The sequence below is a fragment of the Archangium sp. genome (assembly GCF_045802675.1).
Taxonomy (GTDB): domain Bacteria; phylum Myxococcota; class Myxococcia; order Myxococcales; family Myxococcaceae; genus Archangium.
This window is the reverse complement of sequence record NZ_JBJMQO010000149.1, coordinates 57,828-77,574: the sequence shown is the minus strand read 5'-3', so window position 1 is coordinate 77,574 and position 19,747 is coordinate 57,828. Positions and strand designations below refer to the sequence as shown.

At 69.7% G+C, this 19,747-nt stretch carries 15 protein-coding genes and 1 pseudogene; 7 read left to right on the top strand and 9 right to left on the bottom strand.

The window, feature by feature from the left end:
- A pseudogene (locus ACJ8AN_RS41645) lies at positions 1-196 on the top strand (hypothetical protein); the annotation flags it as partial.
- A gap of 73 nt (positions 197-269) precedes the next feature.
- Here the strand turns inward: ACJ8AN_RS41645 and ACJ8AN_RS41640 are convergent.
- The 3 genes from ACJ8AN_RS41640 to ACJ8AN_RS41630 all read right to left on the bottom strand — a co-directional run bounded on the left by ACJ8AN_RS41640 (position 270) and on the right by ACJ8AN_RS41630 (position 3,664).
- Positions 270-893 (bottom strand): NAD-dependent epimerase/dehydratase family protein, encoded by a 624-nt coding sequence (locus ACJ8AN_RS41640; protein WP_407761211.1) that lies wholly within the window; start codon positions 891-893, stop codon positions 270-272.
- Positions 894-1,299: 406 nt separating this feature from the next.
- Positions 1,300-3,069, bottom strand: coding sequence for an ABC transporter ATP-binding protein (locus ACJ8AN_RS41635; RefSeq protein ID WP_407761210.1), 1,770 nt, complete (start codon positions 3,067-3,069; stop codon positions 1,300-1,302).
- A gap of 241 nt (positions 3,070-3,310) precedes the next feature.
- Positions 3,311-3,664: a helix-turn-helix domain-containing protein gene (locus ACJ8AN_RS41630; RefSeq protein WP_407761209.1), complete on the bottom strand. Its 354-nt coding sequence runs from the start codon at positions 3,662-3,664 to the stop codon at positions 3,311-3,313.
- A gap of 161 nt (positions 3,665-3,825) precedes the next feature.
- Between ACJ8AN_RS41630 and ACJ8AN_RS41625 the strand changes: the two genes are divergently transcribed.
- A complete protein-coding gene (locus ACJ8AN_RS41625) occupies positions 3,826-5,415 on the top strand; it encodes a Tox-REase-5 domain-containing protein (RefSeq protein WP_407761208.1) in 1,590 nt (529 codons plus the stop codon).
- Positions 5,416-5,428: 13 nt separating this feature from the next.
- Positions 5,429-6,178: an Imm52 family immunity protein gene (locus ACJ8AN_RS41620; RefSeq protein ID WP_407761207.1), complete on the top strand. Its 750-nt coding sequence runs from the start codon at positions 5,429-5,431 to the stop codon at positions 6,176-6,178.
- A gap of 30 nt (positions 6,179-6,208) precedes the next feature.
- Here ACJ8AN_RS41620 and ACJ8AN_RS41615 read toward each other — a convergent pair whose 3' ends face one another.
- A complete protein-coding gene (locus ACJ8AN_RS41615; RefSeq protein WP_407761206.1) occupies positions 6,209-7,219 on the bottom strand; it encodes a Gfo/Idh/MocA family protein in 1,011 nt (336 codons plus the stop codon).
- On the bottom strand, positions 7,216-8,196 hold the full coding sequence (locus tag ACJ8AN_RS41610; RefSeq protein ID WP_407761205.1) for an MDR/zinc-dependent alcohol dehydrogenase-like family protein: 981 nt from the start codon (positions 8,194-8,196) through the stop codon (positions 7,216-7,218). The genes ACJ8AN_RS41615 and ACJ8AN_RS41610 overlap by 4 nt, the downstream gene beginning before the upstream one ends.
- A gap of 231 nt (positions 8,197-8,427) precedes the next feature.
- Between ACJ8AN_RS41610 and ACJ8AN_RS41605 the strand changes: the two genes are divergently transcribed.
- Complete coding sequence (locus ACJ8AN_RS41605; RefSeq protein WP_407761204.1) at positions 8,428-9,438, top strand: UDP-glucuronic acid decarboxylase family protein; 1,011 nt, start codon at positions 8,428-8,430, stop codon at positions 9,436-9,438.
- A gap of 7 nt (positions 9,439-9,445) precedes the next feature.
- Here ACJ8AN_RS41605 and ACJ8AN_RS41600 read toward each other — a convergent pair whose 3' ends face one another.
- Positions 9,446-11,197: a cellulase family glycosylhydrolase gene (locus tag ACJ8AN_RS41600; RefSeq protein ID WP_407761203.1), complete on the bottom strand. Its 1,752-nt coding sequence runs from the start codon at positions 11,195-11,197 to the stop codon at positions 9,446-9,448.
- Positions 11,198-11,412: 215 nt separating this feature from the next.
- Between ACJ8AN_RS41600 and ACJ8AN_RS41595 the strand changes: the two genes are divergently transcribed.
- Entirely contained in the window at positions 11,413-13,203 is a 1,791-nt protein-coding gene (locus tag ACJ8AN_RS41595; RefSeq protein ID WP_407761202.1) for a hypothetical protein, read from the top strand.
- Here the strand turns inward: ACJ8AN_RS41595 and ACJ8AN_RS41590 are convergent.
- Positions 13,191-14,078: a beta-xylosidase gene (locus ACJ8AN_RS41590; protein ID WP_407761201.1), complete on the bottom strand. Its 888-nt coding sequence runs from the start codon at positions 14,076-14,078 to the stop codon at positions 13,191-13,193. The two genes, ACJ8AN_RS41595 and ACJ8AN_RS41590, sit on opposite strands and share 13 nt — an antisense overlap.
- Positions 14,075-14,872, bottom strand: a complete 798-nt coding sequence (locus ACJ8AN_RS41585; RefSeq protein WP_407761200.1) for a TIGR04290 family methyltransferase — start codon at positions 14,870-14,872, stop codon at positions 14,075-14,077. Before ACJ8AN_RS41585 ends, ACJ8AN_RS41590 begins: the two co-directional genes overlap by 4 nt.
- Before the next feature lie 325 nt (positions 14,873-15,197).
- Between ACJ8AN_RS41585 and ACJ8AN_RS41580 the strand changes: the two genes are divergently transcribed.
- Together ACJ8AN_RS41580 and ACJ8AN_RS41575 are read left to right on the top strand one after the other, a co-directional pair.
- Positions 15,198-16,499 carry an inositol-3-phosphate synthase gene (locus ACJ8AN_RS41580; RefSeq protein WP_407761199.1) on the top strand — a complete coding sequence of 434 codons (1,302 nt, stop codon included), beginning with the start codon at positions 15,198-15,200 and terminating at the stop codon, positions 16,497-16,499.
- Positions 16,500-16,508: 9 nt separating this feature from the next.
- Complete coding sequence (locus tag ACJ8AN_RS41575) at positions 16,509-16,952, top strand: DUF1622 domain-containing protein (protein ID WP_407761198.1); 444 nt, start codon at positions 16,509-16,511, stop codon at positions 16,950-16,952.
- A gap of 1 nt (position 16,953) precedes the next feature.
- On the opposite strand, the gene ACJ8AN_RS41570 is transcribed toward ACJ8AN_RS41575, so the two are convergent.
- Positions 16,954-19,635, bottom strand: coding sequence for a TIGR02266 family protein (locus ACJ8AN_RS41570; RefSeq protein WP_407761197.1), 2,682 nt, complete (start codon positions 19,633-19,635; stop codon positions 16,954-16,956).
- Positions 19,636-19,747: the final 112 nt, after the last annotated feature.

Sequence of the window (19,747 nt, the reverse complement as noted above, 5' to 3'; positions counted from 1 at the left end):
GACTCGCATCGTCCTCGGCTGGTCGTTGTTCACGCTCCTGACCGGTTGTGCGACCGGCTTCGTCACGCTCATGACCTACCGCTTCCTCTTCGGCGTCGGCGAGGCGGGGGCCTACCCGAACATGGCTCGCGTGCAAGGTGCGTGGCAGCACGCAAGCCCCGACGCAGCCGTATTAGTTGAACGACGTGTGCGCTAGGGGCCCCTAGCCAAGTCCCCCGAACATGCTATAGATGGCCTGCAAATTTCAGGAGGCCACGATGAAGTCCCTGCTAAAAACCATTGCTCTGTCGCTCGTCACCCTCGCCCTGGGGGCCTGCGGTGAGCCCGACACCCACTCTTCCAAGACCGTTGCCCAGACCCAGGTTCAGGCTGACGGCATCCACTCCACCGGCGAGCACTTCGTCGTGGGCGCCGCGCAGCTCCCAGTCACCGGATTGCAATTGCTCCAGGGTGCGATCCGTGCCGGGCACCAGGCGCCCGTCCGGAGTGCGGAAGAGTCCCTCGCCGTAGACGCTCATGCTGGAGGCGACCACGAGCCGCTGCACCGGACGCTCGATGAGTGCTTCCATCAACACGGCGGTGCCCAGGTTGTTCACCGACGTGTAGTGCGCCACCTCGTACATGCTCTGGCCCACGCCCACGGCCGCGGCGAAGTGGTACACGGCGTCCACGCCCTCGAGCGCGTCGCGCACCGCCTCGCGGTCACGGACATCGCCGACGAGGAGCTCCACCTCCGGGTGGAGGTACGCGGGGCGCGTGCGGCTCTCGCCGTGCACCTGCGGGAGCAGTGCGTCCAAGGCCCTGACGCGATAGCCATTCGCGATGAGCTCATCCGCGAGATGCGAACCGATGAAGCCCGCGCCTCCGGTGATGAGTACCTGCTTGCGCCTCATGTTCCCTCCCGACAGCCCCGCGCCCTCTTACGTCTCCGCGCGTCCGTGGTTGCGTGGTGAGGAGCCAGCCCGATGTGCGACGGCCCCTTCGTTCCGCGGGAAGAGTAAGCACCGCGCAGCCCAGCGGGACCCCCAGCACTGCGGGTCCATCGCACTGTCAGCCCAGCCTCTCACCGGGTGCACAGGCCCTCAGACCGCGGTCGTAGGACGCGAGATACAGGTGGAACGAGAGCGGACAGAACCGACCGCGAACGTCGGCCGCGAAAAACAACCTCGCATGTCACGCAACGTTCACGCGTGCGTATGCAACGCGAAGGCCCCGGACAGAGCGCCGCAGGACCCTGTACGCAGGTCATACGTGCGCCCTGAACAGGGCCTGGAGACGAACACGGAGGCTCGGGGCTGTCTACGCCACGGCGGACGCCGGGTGCCGCGGCTCGGGGAGCGAGGGCAGCTCGGGCAGCAGCCCGCGCGTCTGTCGGCGCACGAGCGAGGCGTAGTAGCCATCGAGGCGCATCAGCTGCGAGTGATTGCCCTGCTCGACAATCTGCCCGCCCTTGAGGACGAGGATGCGGTCGGCGTCCACCACCGTGGACAGACGGTGCGCGATGGCGAAGGTGGTGCGGCCCTTCATCAGCTTGCCGAGCGCCTCCTGCACGAGCGCCTCGCTCTCCGCGTCGAGCGCGCTGGTGGGCTCGTCGAGGATGAGGATGGGCGGATTCTTGAGCAGCGAGCGCGCGATGGAGATGCGCTGGCGCTCGCCCGCGCTCAGGCGGTTGCCGCGCTCGCCCACCACGGTGTCGTAGCCCTGGGGCAGGCGCATGATGAACTCGTGCGCGTGCGCGGCGCGGGCCACGGCCTCGATTTCCTCCTGGCTCGCGTTGGGGCGCCCGTAGGCGATGTTGCTGCGCACGCTCTCGTTGAAGAGCAGGCTGTCCTGCAGCACCACGCCGACGTGGCGCCGCAGCGACATCTGCTTGAGCGAGCGGATGTCCTTGCCGTCGATTCGCACCACGCCCTCGTTCGGGTCGTAGAAGCGGCACAGCAGGCTCATCAGCGTCGTCTTGCCCGCGCCGCTCGGACCCACCAGGGCAATCGTCTCGCCCTGCTTCACCTGGAGGTCGATGCCGTTGAGGAGCGGCTTGTTGGGGCCGGACGAGGACGGATAGGCGAAGTGGACGTTCTCGAACTCCACCTCCCCGCGCATGCCGGTGACCTCCTCGGCGTCCGGAGCGTCACCGAGATGGTCCTGCGCGTCGAGGATGGAGAAGACCTGGTTGATGGCCACCGAGGCGGTCCGCAGCGTCTTGTACACGCCGCTCAGGCCCTGGACGGGACCGAAGAGGCCGCCGATGTAGCCGAGGAACGCCACCAGGGTACCGGCGGTGATCTCCCCGCGCAGCACGAGCACGCCGCCAAAGCCGATGGAGGCCACGCGTGCCACGAGCACGGTGATGTTCTGGCCCGCGCCCACGACCGAGTCGAAGGCCACGCCGCGAGTGACGACCTCGTTGGCCTCGCGCACCTCCTGCAGGAAGCGCTGCTTCTCGCGCTCCTCCATGGCGCAGCTCTTCACCGTCACGATGCCCGAGAGGACCTCGTTGAAGCGGGCGTAGATTTTCGTCCAGCGGTCCATGAGCGTCTGCTCGCGCCGCGTCTGCGAGGGCGCCGCCTTGCGGGCGATGAGGACCGGGATGGGCGAGAACGCGAGCGCGAGCAGCGCCAGGCGCCAGTCGAGCCGGAACATGATGACCACGGCGAGGACGAGGTAGGTGGCCGCGGGGATGACGTTGAAGGCGAGCTCGGTGATGGCGCCCACGAAGCCCTGCATGCCCCGGTCGAGCTTCGTCATGATGGCGCCCACGCCCTCCTCGCGATGGAAGCTGAGCGGGAGGCGGTGGAGGCGGGTGACGGTGGCCTCGTTGAGGGAGAAGTGCACGGCGATACGCGTGCGCCAGGTGAGCCAGTTGGACGTGGCCCCGAGCCCCTCACGCGCCAGGCCGATGCCCACGAGCCCCGCCACGGCGATGAGCACCGCCTTCAGGGCACCGCCCGAGCCGAGCTGATCGAACACCTGCTTGAGCACGAGCGGCTCGATGGCGCTCAAGGCGGCGGACGTCAGGACGAGGCCGAGGATGGTGAGGACCGCGCGCCGATGAGGACGGAGGAAACCCATCGCACGCCACAGTGCTCCACGGGAGACGGTAGGTGTCTGCATGGTCGCGACCTGAACGCGCGCAGTCCGTCTTCCCTTCCGATTCCCCCCCGCGTGCGCCGCAATACACGCGGCTGTCAGCGGGACGTGCGGACAAAGAAGACGCCGCTCGCCCGGAGGAGAGAAGGCAGGCATTCGAGCCTTCGTACGAACATCTCCCGAGAGCCGCGACTCCAGGAGACGCCCACCCGGAGCGTACCGCTCAGCGCTCTGTCTCGTCGTCCCTCAGCAGGGTGCTGGCCATGATGGACAGGGCCCAGAGTTGCCGGGGGCTCAACTGGCGCAGCGTGCGCAGCAGACGCCGCACGGCGGGCTTCTCCTCGCTCTCTGGCGGGGACTGCTCCATCCACCTGGGCGTCCGCTGGGAGGAGAAACCCAGCACCTCGTTGGCATCCAGGCGCAGGACGCGGCACAGCCGCACCAGCGTGGGCACGCTGGGGAGCATGTCGCCGCGCTCGAAGCGGCCGTACACCTCGGTGGCGAGGCCGATGCGGCCGGCCACGTCCTCCTGCGTCAACTCCGCCTTCTTGCGTGCCTCGCGCGCCACTTCGCCCATGTGGACGCCGAGCGGCGTCCGTCTCTTGTGGTCCCTCGGGCATGTCGCCTCCGTCTCGAGCTCCGCCTCCGCCGGGTGGCGGCGACCGCGGGCTGTACCCTCATGGGTCGTCAGGGCACAATGCAATCCTTTGGGTTGGTTGCCTTTCCAGGGGGCCGCTCATGAGGAAGCAGGATTCCACGCGGGCGCACGGGGGACCTTCCTCCGCGAGGAACGGTGCCGGCTCGTTGCTCCTGGCGGTGCTGGCGCTGGTGACGCTGGGCGGGTGCGCCACGGGCCCTCCGCTCGGGAGCCTGAGTGGCGGCGTGGGGCTTCATTCACGGGCCACCTCCTGGCGCCATGCCGCCCAGGCCCGGCGGCCAGTGGACACGCCCGTGACAGGGGAGGCAGGAAGCGCGGGCGGTTTCCCCGAGCAGACAGAGGACCTCTTCCAGGTGGTGCAGGAGGCCAGCGGACTGCCGGAGGAAGCCCGTCACCCGCCGGGCGCGGCGCTCTACCCGGAGCAGGCGCGTGAGCTGCTGGGCCAGCTGGCCAAGACGCGCGCGACACCCCAAAGCTTCGCCCCGCGCAGGCTGCTGTTCTGGCTGCTGCGCGAGGTGCTCGCGGGTGGCGAGCGCGTGGAGTACGACGATTTGAAGTGGCGTGCCGAGCGCTTCGGCTTCCTGGTGATGATGCGCCCGGATGGCTATCTGGTGTCAGCGCTCACCGGCACGCCCCTCCAGCGCATGGGCGCCCTCGAGCTCGAGCAGGGCGAGTGGAAGGTGGGCCTGCTCCGGGTAGGTGACTTCTACTTCTCCCACATGGGCGTCCTCTTCCCGGTCACCGAGGCCCTGCGGCGCGCGGAGGGCCCGCCCCTGGCCGAGCTGAGCCTGGGAAGGGACCCGCTCAACGCCGCGCTCGACGGGGCGCAGGAGGCCATGACGGAGATGGCGGTGGCGCTGGCCGGTTCCATCCTCCACCCCATCCGCACCGTGGAGGACCTGGGGCAGTTGCCCGCCACGCTGGCGCTGCTCATCGCCTCCTCGCCCGAATACTTCGCGCGCTACGGCGCCCTGTCCCACGAGGACCAGATACGCGAGGCGGCGCGCCTGTCCACGCACGTGCTCGCGCTGCTCGGGGGCGCGCAGGCCGCGGTGGGCGGCATCAGCGGACTGGGAGCGGAGCTGCCGGTGCTCTCACTCACGGCCGAGGGAGAGCTGGTGCTGGGCGGCGTGGTGGTGGCCGAAGGCACGACGGCCGCCGCCGTGAGCCTGGACCTCAACGCCCTCTCCGTCCTGCACATGGCGGGCAAGGGTCAGGGCAAGGGCGGCGGCGCGAGCGGCAAGGTGGGCAAACCCACCCCGAAGGCTTCACCACGGGGGCCCGGTCAGTGGACGTACAAGAAGCCCACCAACGAGTCCAAGCAGTCCCTGGACTACCAGGAGCAGATAACGGGACGCCCCGCCTGGTACGTGTACATGGTGGGGATACTGGAGTTCGACGGCTTCAACGGCGTGGAACTGCTGGAAGCCAAGGGCCCCGGCTACCTCTCCTTCTTCAACCCGGATGGCACGCCCCAGTCCTGGTTCGTGAAGTCCGGCAAGTTCAAGGAGATGATGAGACAAGCCCAGAGACAATCAGAGGCCGCCCGGGATTTGGGGTACCCGGTGGCCTGGCATGTCGCCGATGCCAAGGTCGCGGAGTTCCTTCGGAAGTACTTCAAAAGGAACGACTTGGGGAACATCACCGTCCACTACACGCGAGCGCAGTAGAGAAGGAGCACGCATGCAGGAAGAGCCCGAGGACTATTACGTGGGGGCGTACTGGGGCCCTCGAAAGGAGACGGCGCTGGAATGTGCCCGGCGCGCAGAACTCTACTTTCACATGCTGGCGCGGTGCGACCCGTCCTTCACCCACTGGTACCACGCGGGCCGTGGCTTCCCCCGCGAGCTGCCGGGCTGGCCCCTCCGTCCGGAGGTGGGAGAATTGGAGACGTTCTTCCTGAAGGGCAGGAACCGCGCGGACGTCGGCAAGAAGGTCATCGAGAAGCTGGGCTTCAGCCAGATGGTGTGGAACACGAAGGAGGAGCCCACCTACCTCACCATGACTTGCGGTGGATACTCTTCGGGTGGTTCCAACGTTTGCCTGCTCGAGCCGCCCAGGCAAGGCGCGGTGCGGGAACGGCTGCTGCGCGTTCCGGTGCTGCCGGAGGTGCTCACCAGCATGGCCACCGCGTGGGACCCCGACTTCGCCATGGCCAGTTCCACCGAGATGGTGGACCTCGTGCAAAAGGAGAAGGGAGAGGTGCGGGTGGGCTGGCTGACCTACCTCTCGCGCCGCCTGGGCTCGCTGCCGCCGCTGCCCGCGCCCGTGCGGATTGAACCGGTGGGCGCGCTGGGCTGGCTGCTCGTCCTCTCCCCCGAGCCCATGACGGCGAGCAACCCCGAGCACGTGGCCTTCACCCTGCGCGTGCGCAACCTGCTCGACCGCGCGGGCCTCATCGCGCGCCCGAAGGCCGAGCCCGTCGGAGGGTGACCCCCACAGGGCTCGGCTCCGGACCCGGCCTCAGCCGTAGATGCGATCCAACGCGCCCGCCACCTGGACGAGCCGCTCGGACTCCGGATCGAACCGCGCGCCGTGGGCCAGACGCGTGGCCCAATCCACCGCGGCCCGGCCGCCCCAGGCATCCGGAGGATCCGCGAGGCGCTCGCGCCGCGTGCCCCAGAACAGGTCCGCCGTGAAGTCGTAGAACGAGCCATTCACGTTGCGGAACGCCGCGCCGCCCTTCGTCCCATAGAAGGAGGCCTCGATCACGGCATCGCACCCCGCGGGCAGCTTCCACGAGCAGGCGAGCTGCACGGCCGTGCCACTGGAGAGCTCGAGCTGCGCGGCGGCGTAGTCCTCCACGGCCTCGCCGCGCTTGCCCAGGGTGCGGCCCTGGGCGAAGAGCTGGCTCGACACGCGGCGCACCTCGGGGAAGCCCAGCACCCAGAAGGCCAGGTCGACCAGGTGGATGCCCAGGTCCATCACGCACCCGCCGCCCGCGAGCTTCGGATCATAGAACCACGCCTTGTCCGGCCCGTAGGCGTTGTGGAAGACGAGGTTCACCGCGTAGATGTCACCCAGCGCGCCGCCGTGAATACGCTCGCGCAGCTGCCGCATGCCCGTGGTGAAGCGGTAGCTGAGGTCCACGCCCAGCAGCCGGTCCGCCGCCTTCGCGGCGTCCACCACGCGCTGTGTCTCCTCGGCCGAGCGCCCCAGCGGCTTCTGGCAGAACACCGCCACCCCGCGCTCCAGCGCCCGCACGGACTGCTCGGCGTGGAAGGCACTGGGCGTGGCGATGACGATTCCGTCCAGCCCCAGCTCGAGCAGCGCGTCGAGCGAGTCCACCCGCTCGCTGCCCGGCGCCAGCTTGCGCGCCTCCTCGGCCGCCGCGGGCACCGGGTCCGCGACGCCCACCACCTGGGCCATCTCGCTCTGGACGATGGCCTCCATGCGGTTGCGTCCAATCCATCCCACGCCGAGGAAGCCGAGCCTCGGACGGGGCGCCTTCTTTCCAATCGTTTGTCCGTTCATACCGTGATGAGCGCCTTGAGGAAGCCCTCGGGGCGGCTGCGCATCGCCTCGAAGGCCTTGTTGAGCTCGTCCAACCCGAAGCGGTGGGTGAAGAGCGGAAAGGGGTTGAGCCTGCCGGCGGCCACCGCGTCCACCGCCAGGCGGATGCCCTCGACGTAGACCTTGGGATCTCTCTCGTGGGCGTTGATGACGTCCAGGCCGCGCCAGTTCCACAGCCACATGTTCACCTGCCGCGGCCCGTCCTGGTGGTAGCCCGCGACGATGAGCTTGCCGCGCTCGCGCGTGAGCTCGGCCGCCAGGTCCAGTGGCCACTGCTCGCCCACCACCTCGATGACGCGCTCGCAGAAGGCGCCGTGGGTGAGCGACTTCACGCGGTCGATGATCTTCTGGTGGTCATCCATGGGGATGCACTCGGTGGCGCCGTACGCGCGGGCCAGCTCGAGCGCATAGGGCCTGCGGCTGATGGCGATGACGCGCGCCCCCGCGTTCGCCGCCAGCTGCGTCAGCAGCGCCCCGAGGAAGCCGATGCCGATGATGGCCACCGTCTGTCCGGGTTGGATATCGCTGCGGCGGAAGATGTTCATCACGCAGCCCAGGGGCTCCCCGGGGAAGGGCTTGCCGGCGAGCGAGGGGGGCAGCAGCACGGCCGAGTCCGTGTTCACCACGTCGTATTCGGCATAGGCGGCCGAGGACAGGGTGGCCACGCGGTCGCCTGGCTTGAAGCCGGAGACGCCGCTGCCCACGGCGTCCACCACGCCCCAGCCCTCGTGGCCCGGAGCGCCGGGCTGCATGGGGTACTTGAACCACTCGCGCCCCTCCCAGACGGGGAGGTTGGAACCGCACAGCCCGCAGCCCTCGAGCTTCACGCGCAGGGTGTTGGGCCCCGGGTCGGGCCGTGCCACGTTCTCGACCCGAGCCCCCTTGGGCCCGGCGATCACCGCGGCCTTCATCGTCGTGTTCGACGTTCGCGCGTCCATCCGTGTTGCCTCCGCTACCGCCTTGGGTGTGTGAGGACGCGAAATGTGCTCCCCCCTGTCGTCCAGGCCATCGGCCCATGGGACCATGAACGCAAGAGGTGCACCGCTGAACGACGCCGCTGCCGCCTGTCACACGGGAGCGCCGCCCAGCACGTCCTGGAATCAACGCGGGACTGTCCGGTCATCGGCCGCGGCTCCCTCGGCTCCGCGACCGGGCGCACCCTTATGCGTATGAACCGAATCCAAGGCAGACGAGCGGTGGTGTTGGGAGGAGCGGGCTTCCTCGGGTCCCATCTGTGCGAGCGGCTGCTCGCGGACGGTGCCTTCGAGGTCATCAGCGTCGACAACTTCGTCACCGGAGATGAGCGCAACCTCACTGGACCGCGGGCCAACAAGCGCTTCATGTCGCTGCACCACGACATCACCGAGCCCTTCGACTTCAACGGGCCGGTGGACTTCGTCTTCAACATGGCCTCGCCGGCCTCGCCCATCGACTACGCGCAGCTGCCCATCGAGACACTGCGCGTGGGCTCGCTCGGCACCGAGAACGGGCTGAAGCTGGCGCACCGCAAGGGCGCGGTGTTCCTCCAGGCCTCCACCTCGGAAATCTATGGAGATCCGCTCGTGCACCCGCAGCGCGAGGACTACTGGGGCAACGTGAATTCCATCGGCCCGCGCTCCTGCTACGACGAGGCCAAGCGCTACGGCGAGGCCCTCGTGGCGGCGTACCGGCGCGTGCACCAGGTGCGCACCCGCATCGTGCGCATCTTCAACACCTACGGCCCGCGCATGCGCCTCGAGGACGGGCGCGTGGTGCCCGCCTTCGTGGGACAGGCGCTGCGGGGCGAGGACTTCACCGTCTTCGGCGATGGCGGCCAGACGCGCTCGTTCTGCTACGTGTCGGATCTCATCGACGGGATTGTCCGGCTGGCGCTCTCGGACGTGGAGGAGCCGGTGAACATCGGCAACCCGCGCGAGATGACCATCCTCCAGTTCGCCGAGGCGGTGCGCGCGGCCATGGGAGGCGGCGGCCGCATCACCTTCGAGCCGCTGCCCAAGGACGACCCCAAGCAGCGCCAGCCGGACATCACCCGCGCGCGCACGCTGCTCGGCTGGGAGCCCAGGGTGGCGCTCGAGGACGGCCTGCGGGAAACCATCGCCTACTTCCGCGGCGTGGCCGATCGCCCGGCCCACCCGCGCGATGCCCAGAAGCAGCACCTGGACACGGGCGCGGCCATCTGAGAGGGATTCAGGGCACGGGCGGCAGGGACTCCAGCACTCCCGCCACGTGCCTCACGAAGGCGGGCGGCCGGAGCACGAGTCCCTCCTGCTTCGCCGTCAGCTCCTCGGTGCCGAGCTGCTCGCCCGTCACGTCGTTCCACCACATGACACGGTACTTCCCCGAGGGCACGCCCATCCGCACGGTGGCGCCCTTCACCGGCGAGCCGTAGCCCTTCTGCGCGCCCAGCACCCACAGCGCCCAATAACCGGAGCGCCCGAGCACGAAGGTCCGGGTGCCCTCGGGCGTCGCGGGCGGAGGGAGCTGCGGCTGGAGGGGCGGCGACAGCTTCAGCCTCGACAGGTACTCCGACAGCACCTTGAAGTGGTGGCCCCGCTCGGGCGTCATCAGCACGTCCGAGTCCGCGGTGAAGGGCGGCGCGCTGTGCGCCAGCACTCCCGCTCCCGAGAACGTCGCGCTCCAGATGCCCACGTGCGTGTGGTCGAACGTCTTGGGGTCATCGCCCCCGTAGCCGAACTCGCCGCAGAGCACGGGCTTGCCGTAGCCCCAGCTCTCGGCCACCTTGCGCGAGAACTCGGCCGCCAGCGCGTGCACCTCGTAGTACTCCTTGCCGTAGAGGTGCCACTGCAGGAGGTCGTCCTGCGGGCTCGCGTACCAGGGGCGCTCGTCCCCGCCCTCGTTCCAGTGCAGCCCCACCGAGCCCAGCGTGACGAGGTGCCCGTACGGGTCCGCCTCGTGCCACACCTTCGCCATGTGCTCGCCCCAGGGCACCCACGTCTCCTCGCCATTCTTGCCATCCCACTCGGGCTCGTTGAGCAGGTCCACCGCGAGCAGGTTGGGTGAATAGCCATAGCGGTCGAGCACGTAGCGCAGCTTGCGCTCCGCGAGCTTGCGAATGTCCTCGCGCTCGAAGAACTCGGTGGGCGTCGCGGCGGGGCCTCCGCGCGCGGTGCTGTAGGGATTGTCCTCCCAGCTCTTCCACGTCTCGCCCGGGGTGAAGCCGACGGCGAAGAGCGTGAGGATGACGTAGATGCCATTCTTCTCGGCCGCCTGCAGGATGGCGTCGTACTGCGCCGCCACCTCCGGATCGAAGCGCCCCACCCGCGGCTCCAGACATCCCGGCTGCGGCCCCGGCCGCGGCTCCTCGCGCTCGCAGTCGGTGAAGATGAAGATGCGCAGCGTGTTCATCCCGAGGCTGGCCATGTAGGCCACGTACTCGGGCGCCGGGAGCTTGTTGTAATTCCACGCCGGGTCGTAGAGGTTGAAGCGGTTCTCCCCGAGCGGAAGAAAGGGTTTGCCGTCGTCCCACGCGAGCTGGTGCGAGGACTCGGTGCCGCGGCGCACGAAGCCCCGCCGCCCGCCCGGCTTCACCCGGAAGCCTCCCGAGGACACCTCGCGCGGGCCGGCGCCCCCATCCGCCTGGACGACGTAGCGGTACTCGCCCGTCTCGAGCGGCGTGAAGCGCACGCGGAAGCCGCCGCTGGCGGCGAAGCCTCCCACCGTCATCACCTTCCCGGAGGGCGCGGTGAAGCGGGCCTCGATGGTCACATCGTCCGGGTGCCGCGTGAGCCCCGGCACGTCGAAGACCAGTTCCAGCCGCTCGAGGCGCTCCAGCTCGGACAGCGTCACCGGCGGGGGCCGGGCTTCAGGCACCGCGGCGGGGGGCGGGGGCGGCGCGGGGGGCACTGCGCGAGGGGCGGCGCAGGACACCAGGGCCAGGAGCGCGAGCGGTACCAGCCGATGGAGCGGGCGACGAGACATGGCTTCTCCCGAGGGCAACAGGACCGGCGGCAGTGTGCGCCCGCCGCTCGCGGCTGCTCGCGACTTGTGGCGTCCACTGTCCACCCGGCGACCCGGAGCCGGGCGCCCGTCTGGATGGCCGCACACCGGGCGCGCACTGCCTGACACCGCGCCCTCTGGTGGAGAACCCCTATCTTCCCGACAGTACCCGCGGTCTGGAGGGGGGAGACGCTGCCATGCTGGTCCACGGAGACCATGAGCGCGAGGTGCGGCCCGCCGAGGTGCTCGCGCTACTCCGTAAGCGCTTGCGTCAAATGGAGGCCCTGCCCCCAGGCCTCGACCGGCACGGGGTGCTGGTGTCCCTGCTCATCGAAGCAGGCGAGCTCGCCCAGGGTCTGCTCGACGCGGACTTCGCCGAGCGGCGCCGGGACGAGTGGGACGCCCGGAGCGTGGCCTTCCTCGAGCTGCCCCTGACGCTCGCGCGCGCGCTGCGCACCTCGCAGTCGAGCGGCTACGCGCGGCTCAGCCAGCTTCCCGACGAGATGTTCGACGCGCTCGAGCGTCTGGAATTGCCGGAGCGCGTCACGGTCGAGCTGCCCGAGGGCTACGCCTGGTACGCGCTCTACCCGGAGCTGTACCTGGAGGCCGCGCACTCGCTGCGGCTGCTGCCGCGCCCGCCCGTGGTGATTGGCATCCGCGGCATCGGCACGGGGCTCGCGTGTGTGGTCTCCGCCGCCGCGGGCACCACCGCCCCCCCCTTCACCGTCCGGCCGGGAGGCCACCCCTACCAGCGCACGCTCAGCCTCGGGCCCGGGCTCGAGAATGAGTTGGTGTCACGCGCCCGCGAGTCGCACGTGGCCATCGTGAACGAGGGGCCCGGCAGGTCGGGCAGCTCCTTCGGCGCGGTGGCGGACTTCCTCGAGGCCCGGGGCATCCCCGAGGACCGGTTGCTCTTCTTCCCGAGTCACGCGGGAGAGCTCGGGCCCGCGGCCAGCGAGCGGCACCGGACACGCTGGGCCCGGGCGCGCAGGTACACGGCCGACTTCGAATCGCTCTTCCTCCAGCCGGGGGAGGACCGCCCGGCGCCGCTCGCCGAGTGGGCCGAGGAGCTCACCGGTGGCTCCTTCGGGCCGCTCGTGGACCTCAGTGGCGGAGCGTGGCGGCACAGGCTCTTCCCGGACGAGCGCGACTGGCCCGCGGTGCACGTGCAGCAGGAGCGGCGCAAGTACCTGCTGCTGGCCGAGCGCGGCACCTTCCTCCTCAAGTTCGCCGGCCTCGGTGCGTACGGAGAGCGGCGCCTGGGACGCGCCCGCCAGCTCTCGGACGCGGGCCTCACGCCACACCTCGAGGGGCTGCGGCACGGCTTCCTGGTGCAGCGCTGGCACGAGGGCGCCAGGCCCCTGCCCCTGGCCCAGGGGGTGGATCGCGCGGAGCTCGTGGCGCGTGTGGGGGCGTACCTCGGCTTCCGGGCCCGGCGCTTCCTCGCGGAGCCCGGGCGGGGCGCCTCGCTCTCGCAGCTGCTGGAGATGGCGCGCTCCAACTCGGCCCAGGTGCTGGGGGACGGCTTTGGCGAGGCGCTCGGCATCTGGGCCCCGCGCCTCGAGCGGCTCTCCGCCGAGGTGCGCCCGGTGGAGACGGACAACAAGCCGCACGCGTGGGAGTGGCTCGTGCTCCAGGACGGGCGGCTGCTCAAGACGGACGCGGTGGACCATCACGACGCCCATGACTTGATTGGCTGCCAGGACGTGGCCTGGGACGTGGTGGGCGCGGCCGTGGAGCTCGGCTTCGACGAGGCCGAAGAGGCCATCCTCGCCGAGTACGTGGAGCGCGCCAGTGGCCGCCCCGTCAGTGCGGCGCTGATGGCCTTCTACCGGCCGTGCTACCTGGCCTTCCAGCTGGGCCACCACCTGATGGCGGCCTCGGCGCTGGAGGCGCTCGTCCCGGCCGAGGCCACGCGACTGCGCCGGGCCGCGGAGCGCTACACCTCGCTGCTGCGCGGCCTGGCGCCCAACGCCTACTTCGCGTAGCGGCGCGTCATGCGCGCGCAGAAGTCGGCGAACTCCTCGACGACCTGGGGCGGGCTCGTGTGATGGTCGGCCACGCCGCGCGAGCCCGGGGTGAAGCAGTAGGTGAGCGTCAGGTCGAAGTCCTCGAGCAGGCTCATCTGCTTGTCGAACCAGGCCTCGTGGTTGGGCCGGTGGCTGTCCGCCCAGCTCAAGCCGGTGCGCAGCTTCTTCACGCCCAGCTTCTTGAGCCACTTCACCGCGTCCTCCAGCCGGTGGTCCTCGAAGTGGAACCACTGGCAGATGCCCATCTCCGGCGTGTAGTCGGCGAAGTGGCGCATGGCGCGCTTGGGCGTGCCGTCCTCCTTGAGCAGGCCCATGTAGAAGTGCCGGTAGTACGATGAGCCCTCGGTCTCGCGGTGGCGCGTGGTCGCCGGCCAGGCCTTCGGCAAGTCATAGAGGCTGTACCAGTGGACGCGGTCCACCTTGCCGAGCAGCAGCTCCGCGGTGCGCCGCAGACCGAACTCCTGCACCTCCTCGGCGCCGAAGGTGGAGACGCCCACCTCCGTCACCCAGACGGGCAGGTGCGTCGCCGCGCGGATTTCCGCGATGCGCTCGGGCCACTCGTGGAGCTGCCAGTGGTTCCAGTCGAGCGGGAAGCCGTGCACCGCCACCACGTCCACCTCATCCAGCCCGCCCTGGTCCTTCATGCGGCGGATGAAGGCCGGGTCGATGGGAGAGATGCCGCCGAGGACACGGGTGAGCTTCGGGTTCTCCGCGCGCACGGCCTCACCGGCCAGGCGCACCATGCGCGAGAAGACGCTCCAGTCCTTGTCGATCCCAAAGTCCCAGTGGGACATGTTGTTGGGCTCGTTCCACAGCTTCACCGCTTCAATCATTGAATCGTCTCCGGGTGCTCGACGGTGGGGTTGAGGTGGGTCGTGGTGCCGATGCTCCGGCCGGGATAGGCGGCCCCCCACTTCCCGGTGCGCTTGCCGCGCCGGCAGAGGTAGACCTCGCTCGAGGGCCGCTCGAGGATGTCGAATCCCGCCGAGCGCAGCATGGCCTCGGTGCACGCGCGGTTGGGTGCCCACCAGTTGGTCCAGTCCCCCGCGTACTCGTGTTCGATGAAGTGCATCTTCGGGTAGTCCGGCCGGTCGAAGATGGCGCGCTCGGTGATGGGATGGTCCGGGGCGAACTGGCCCACCTGTCCGCTGCCGCGCTCCAGCGTCTGGAAGATGAGCTGGTCCTTCACCACGTTCTCGTAGAGCAGGTCCAATGCCAGCAGCGGGTGGCGCAGGTGGTAGAGCACGCCCATGAACAGCACGACGTCGAACCGCTCGCGCAGCGAGCCCACGTCGTAGATGTCCATCTTGTGCAGTTCCACGTCCAGGCCCGTCACCTCGGAGGCGAAGCGGGCCTGCGCCAGGTAGCGGTCATCGCAGTCGATGCCCACCACGCGCGAGGCACCGCGGCGCTTCATCTCCAGGCTGTAGAAGCCACCGTTGCAGCCAATGTCCAACACCGACTTGCCCGTCAGGTCCTGGGGAAAGGCGTGCTGGAAGGTCCGCCAGAACACGGTGGGAAAGTCGCCCAGGAAATGCGTCGGAGCGGTGTGCACACCCTTGAGGTCCAGGTTGTGGAACCATTCCCCGAGCGAGCGTACCCGCTGCTCGATTTGTTCTGCCGTCATCTCGCCTGGAACCATCGGGCCCCCCGGAATCGGAACTGGGAATCGGCGCGCAGGGTGAGCAGCTTCACCCGGCCTTCCAATTGACCGGCGGGACCATCCAACCGCGCACGTCACACGGCCGACATCTCCCAGCGCGGTATTGTCGCCCGATCAGGACAACACGCGGGTGCCATTGCCCATGGGGCCAGTGGTCCTCCCACCCACGAGTAGTTAAGCCTTAGGCGAGCACATGGGGGTGGGGGATGCGGGTGTGGTGGTTCCTCTCCCAGCACGTCTTCCGGCCCGGGGGCGTCACCCGAGTGCCGGCACAACCAGCGAGGAACAGATGAACCGACCCGACTCGATCCGCCCACCCGAAGGCAAGCTCGCCGTCTTGCTCCCGGGGATGGGCGCTGTGTCCAGCACGTTCATCTCGGGAGTGTTGCTGGCGCGCAAAGGGCTTGGACTTCCGGTGGGCTCGCTCACGCAGATGGGCTGCCTGCGCTCGGGCGGTAAGCAGGTCCGCATGAACGAGTACCTGCCGCTGGCCGGGCTGCAACAGCTCGTCTTCGGGGGCTGGGACATCTTCCCGGACAACGTCTACGACGCGGCCGTGCACGCCAAGGTGCTCGAGGCCTCGCAGCTCGAGCCCATCCGCGAGGAGCTCCAGGCCATCCGCCCGATGAAGGGCGTCTTCTATCCGCAGTACGTGAAGCGCCTGCACGGCACGCACATGAAGCAGGGCGCCACGAAGGCGGACATGGTCGAGCAGGTGCGCGAGGACATCCGCACCTTCCTGCGCGACAACGGGTGCTCGCGCGCGGTGGCCGTCTGGTGCGGCTCCACGGAGACGTATGTGGCGGCGGACAAGGTGCACTCCTCCCGCCGTGCCTTCGAGGCGGGTCTGCTGAAGAACGATCCGGCCATCACCAATTCGCAGCTCTACGCCTGGGCGTGTCTGCAGGAGGGCGTGCCGTTCGCCAACGGCTCGCCCAACCTGGCGGTGGACTTCCCCGCCGCGGCCGAGCTCGCGCGGCGTCACGAGGTGGCGCTCGCCGGCAAGGACTTCAAGACGGGCCAGACGTTGATGAAGACCGTCATCGCGCCCGCCCTGAAGGCCCGCATGCTCGGGGTGCGCGGGTGGTTCTCCACCAACATCCTCGGCAACCGCGACGGCGAGGTGCTCGACGATCCCGAGTCGTTCCGCTCCAAGGAGATCACCAAGCGCGGCGTGCTCGATGACATCTTCGACGCCGAGGCCAACCCGGAGCTCTACGGCGACCTCTTCCACAAGGTCCGCATCGAGTACTACCCGCCCCGCGGGGACGCGAAGGAGGGCTGGGACAACATCGACTTGGTGGGGTGGATGGGCTACCCGATGCAGATGAAGATCGACTTCCTGTGCCGGGACTCCATCCTGGCGGCGCCGATCGTGCTGGACCTGGCGCTGCTGATGGACCTCGCGCAGCGCGCCGGCTGCATCGGCACGCAGGACTGGCTGAGCTTCTACTTCAAGAGCCCCATGACGGACCCGGGCCGCTCGCCCGAGCATGATCTGTTCGTGCAGAACATGAAGCTGAAGAACGCGCTGCGCTCGCTCATGGGCGACGAGCCGAGCTGCCCGCCCGGCGCCGAGAGCTACGACTGAGAGGCGTGCGTGGCGTTCACGGAGTGGGTCTCCCTATCGGCGCGCTTCTTCGAGGGCGCTGGCGTCGCGGTGATGGTGCTGGGCACGCTCGCGTCGATCGTGATGGGGGTGGCCCGCCACCGGCGCCAGAGTGGCGAGAGCGCCTTCCGTAGCTTCCGGGAGAAGGTCGGCCGCTCCATCCTGCTCGGGCTGGAGCTGCTCGTGGCTGCGGACATCATCCGCACCGTGAGCGAGGAGCCCACGCTGCGCGGGGTGCTGGTGCTCGGGCTCGTCGTGCTCATCCGCACCTTCCTGAGCTTCACCCTCGCCGTGGAGCTCGAGGGACACTGGCCCTGGAGGAGCGCGGAGCTGCGCGGGGTGAACCCGCCGGGCCGGCGCACGCCTCCCGGGCAGAGGCCCAGGCCCGCGGAAGGCCCGCGGCCCCCCGAGGCACAGCCTCCGCTGGAGCACTGACCTACGCCTTGCCCACGACCTTCTTCAGGAAGCTCCAGAAGCGGCCCGAGCGCTCCTTCAGATCCTGCCCGCGCCGCTCCTCCGCCGCCTTCGCCGCGTCCGACGCCACGCCCAGCCGCTGCCGCAGCTCCTCGGGCGAGTAGCGCGTCGCCAGCGTCGCCTTCATCTCCTTGCGCGTCGAGTACTCCTGCGCGTTCACGTGCAGCACGCACTCGGAGTCCAGCCGCAGCGTCACCGCCACCCGCACCGAGCCCTTCGGACCCTTCGGCAGGCCCTCCAGCCGCACCGTCCCCAGGTACTCGTTGGCCGAGATGTGCGTGTCCTCTCCCTGGAAGATGGACAGCTCCATCACCTCTTCGTTGTCCCGCGTCGTGGAGATGGCGAACGAGCGCTGCGCCGGCAGCGGCGTGTTGCGCTCGATGACCCGGGTGAATCCGCCTCCCGGCATCGCCACGCCAATCGTCATCGGCAGCACGTCGATGAGCACCACGCTGCTCACCTTGTCCACCGCGTTCGAGTACAGCGCCGCTCCCAGCGCCACCGCCTCGTCCGTGTTCACGCCCGCGTGCGGCGGCTTGCCGAAGACTTCCTTCAGCTTCTCGCGCACCATCGGCATGCGGCTCTGCCCACCCACCAGCAGGATGTCGTCGATCTCCTGCGGCCGCATCTTCGCGTCCAGCAGCACGTCGCGCACCACGTCCAGCGTGCGCATCACCATGGGCAGGCACACCCGCTCCATCTCCGCCCGCGTCAGCGTGACGTGCAAGTCCCTCGGCTGGCCCGCCTCGTCCATCATCAGCATCGGGATGTGGACCTCGTAGGACTGCGACTCCGAGAGCGCCACCTTCGCCCGCTCGGCCGCGTCCGTCACCCGCGACAGGGCAATCCGGTCTCCCTGGAAGCTCACCTTCTCCGCCTGCTGGAAGCGCTCGAGCAACAGGTCCACCAGCACGTTGTCGAAGTCCATGCCGCCCAGGAAGATGTCGCCTCCCGTGGACAGCACCTCGAACACGTTCTTGTCGATGCGCAGGATGGTCGCGTCGAAGGTGCCACCGCCCAGGTCGTAGATGAGGACCTTCTTCGACACCTCGCGGTTGAGCCCGTACGCCAGCGCCGCCGAGGTGGGCTCATTCAGGATGCGCTCCACCTTCAGCCCCGCCATCCACCCCGCCCGGCGCACCGCCTCGCGCTGCGGCTCCGAGTAGTACGCCGGCACCGTCACCACCGCGCGCTCCACCTTCTGCCCCAGGTGCTGCTCCGCCAGGTCCTTGCACTCGCGCAGGATGATGCCCTGCACCTCCTCGAGCGACAGGACGTTGTCGCCCATCCGCACCGCGGCGCGGCCCCGCGAGTCGGCGAGGATTTCGTAGTGGAAGCGCTCGCGCACCTGGTTCACCACCGCGCTGTCGAAGGGCCGGCCCACCAGCCGCTTCGCGCCGTAGATGGTCTGCTCGGGGCGCAGCAACACCTGGCTCTTGGCCCGGTGGCTCACCAGCAGCTTGCCCTGCGTGGAGAGCGACACCACCGAGGGGATGGTGTTGTAGCCCTCGCGCGAGCGCAGCACCGTGGGCTTGTTGTTCGTCACCACCGCCACGCACGAGTTCGAGGTGCCCAGGTCGATGCCGATGACGGGGCCCTTGCCCTCGATGTGGTTGGGCGGCGAGAGGAAGACGGTCTTCACCTGCCAGGGCACGCTCTTGGGCTCGGGGGGCAGCACGGCGGGCTTGGCGGCCGGCGGGGCGAGCACGGGCGCCGCGGCGGCCTGCGCCACGGGCTGCGGGGGGGCCGGAGGTGGAGCGGGAGCCGCCGGACGTGGCGCGGGGGGCGGCGGCTTCCTCGCCACGGGCCTGTGGGGCTGCCCCGCCACGGGCCGAGCGAACTCGAGCGGCTCGTCCGCCTCGGACGAATCCAGCTCCAGCTCCACCGCGCTCCCGCGCTGCACGGCGGCGGCGGCGGGCGGCGGGGGCGGTTGCGGCGCAACGGGCCCGGGCGTGGCCGCCGCCGAGAGGTCCGCCAGGTCGAACTCCCTCAGGCTGTTGGACCGGTTCAGCGGAGCGGGCCGGGCAGCCGGCGGGGGCTCGGCCCTCGGGTGCTCGGGGGGAATCGTGGCGGCGATGAGCTCGTCGAGGGGAATGTCGACGGCGGTGACGGGCGGCGGGGGCGGCGGGACGAGGGGCTCGCTCGGGCGGGCCCCGGGGACGGGCCGCGTGCCGGGCGACACCGGCGCCACCGAGGGAATCCCCGGCACGGGCGTCTCCGCCGGGGCGGGCGGCGGCCACAGGGGAGCGGCCGGGAGCGCGGCCATGGCGGGCGAGCCATCCGGCGCCCGCGGAATCGCCACCGGCGTCTCGCCCTTGCGCTGAAGCATCCGGTCCACGAGCGACTGCGAGGCGGGATCCAACTCGGTGAACTGGATGCCCATGCCCGGGGGGCCGGACAGGTCCTCGGGAGGCCGCACCCAGCGCACGAGCGCCGAGCCCTTCAGCACCCGCAGGCCGTCGGCGATGCGCACCTCGAACTTCACCGGCGTGCCCACCGGCTGCGGCTCGCGCGAGCGGATGAACATGCCGCCGGGACTGATGTTGACGGCGAACTCCTCGACGAAGCTGCCAATGTCCGAGTGCTTGAGCTTTACCAGCAGACCCACCGCCTTGCGGTCCGTGGCGCGCCGTCCCTGATCCATAGCGTCTGACTGTCGCGGGTCCGACTGTCCCGCTCAAGTCTTTCTCTCCTCCTCCTCCGTCCGCCTGCCCGCCCCTCTCGGGCCCCGGGTGCGACCCACGCCCACGCCTCCC

Bases quoted from the DNA above. Each gene is read 5' to 3' on its own strand.
- ACJ8AN_RS41640 (WP_407761211.1), bottom strand. From the start codon at position 893: ATGAGGCGCAAGCAGGTACTCATCACCGGAGGCGCGGGCTTCATCGGT.
- ACJ8AN_RS41635 (WP_407761210.1), bottom strand. From the start codon at position 3,069: ATGGGTTTCCTCCGTCCTCATCGGCGCGCGGTCCTCACCATCCTCGGC.
- ACJ8AN_RS41630 (WP_407761209.1), bottom strand. From the start codon at position 3,664: ATGGGCGAAGTGGCGCGCGAGGCACGCAAGAAGGCGGAGTTGACGCAG.
- ACJ8AN_RS41625 (WP_407761208.1), top strand. From the start codon at position 3,826: ATGAGGAAGCAGGATTCCACGCGGGCGCACGGGGGACCTTCCTCCGCG.
- ACJ8AN_RS41620 (WP_407761207.1), top strand. From the start codon at position 5,429: ATGCAGGAAGAGCCCGAGGACTATTACGTGGGGGCGTACTGGGGCCCT.
- ACJ8AN_RS41615 (WP_407761206.1), bottom strand. From the start codon at position 7,219: ATGAACGGACAAACGATTGGAAAGAAGGCGCCCCGTCCGAGGCTCGGC.
- ACJ8AN_RS41610 (WP_407761205.1), bottom strand. From the start codon at position 8,196: ATGGACGCGCGAACGTCGAACACGACGATGAAGGCCGCGGTGATCGCC.
- ACJ8AN_RS41605 (WP_407761204.1), top strand. From the start codon at position 8,428: ATGAACCGAATCCAAGGCAGACGAGCGGTGGTGTTGGGAGGAGCGGGC.
- ACJ8AN_RS41600 (WP_407761203.1), bottom strand. From the start codon at position 11,197: ATGTCTCGTCGCCCGCTCCATCGGCTGGTACCGCTCGCGCTCCTGGCC.
- ACJ8AN_RS41595 (WP_407761202.1), top strand. From the start codon at position 11,413: ATGCTGGTCCACGGAGACCATGAGCGCGAGGTGCGGCCCGCCGAGGTG.
- ACJ8AN_RS41590 (WP_407761201.1), bottom strand. From the start codon at position 14,078: ATGATTGAAGCGGTGAAGCTGTGGAACGAGCCCAACAACATGTCCCAC.
- ACJ8AN_RS41585 (WP_407761200.1), bottom strand. From the start codon at position 14,872: ATGACGGCAGAACAAATCGAGCAGCGGGTACGCTCGCTCGGGGAATGG.
- ACJ8AN_RS41580 (WP_407761199.1), top strand. From the start codon at position 15,198: ATGAACCGACCCGACTCGATCCGCCCACCCGAAGGCAAGCTCGCCGTC.
- ACJ8AN_RS41570 (WP_407761197.1), bottom strand. From the start codon at position 19,635: ATGGATCAGGGACGGCGCGCCACGGACCGCAAGGCGGTGGGTCTGCTG.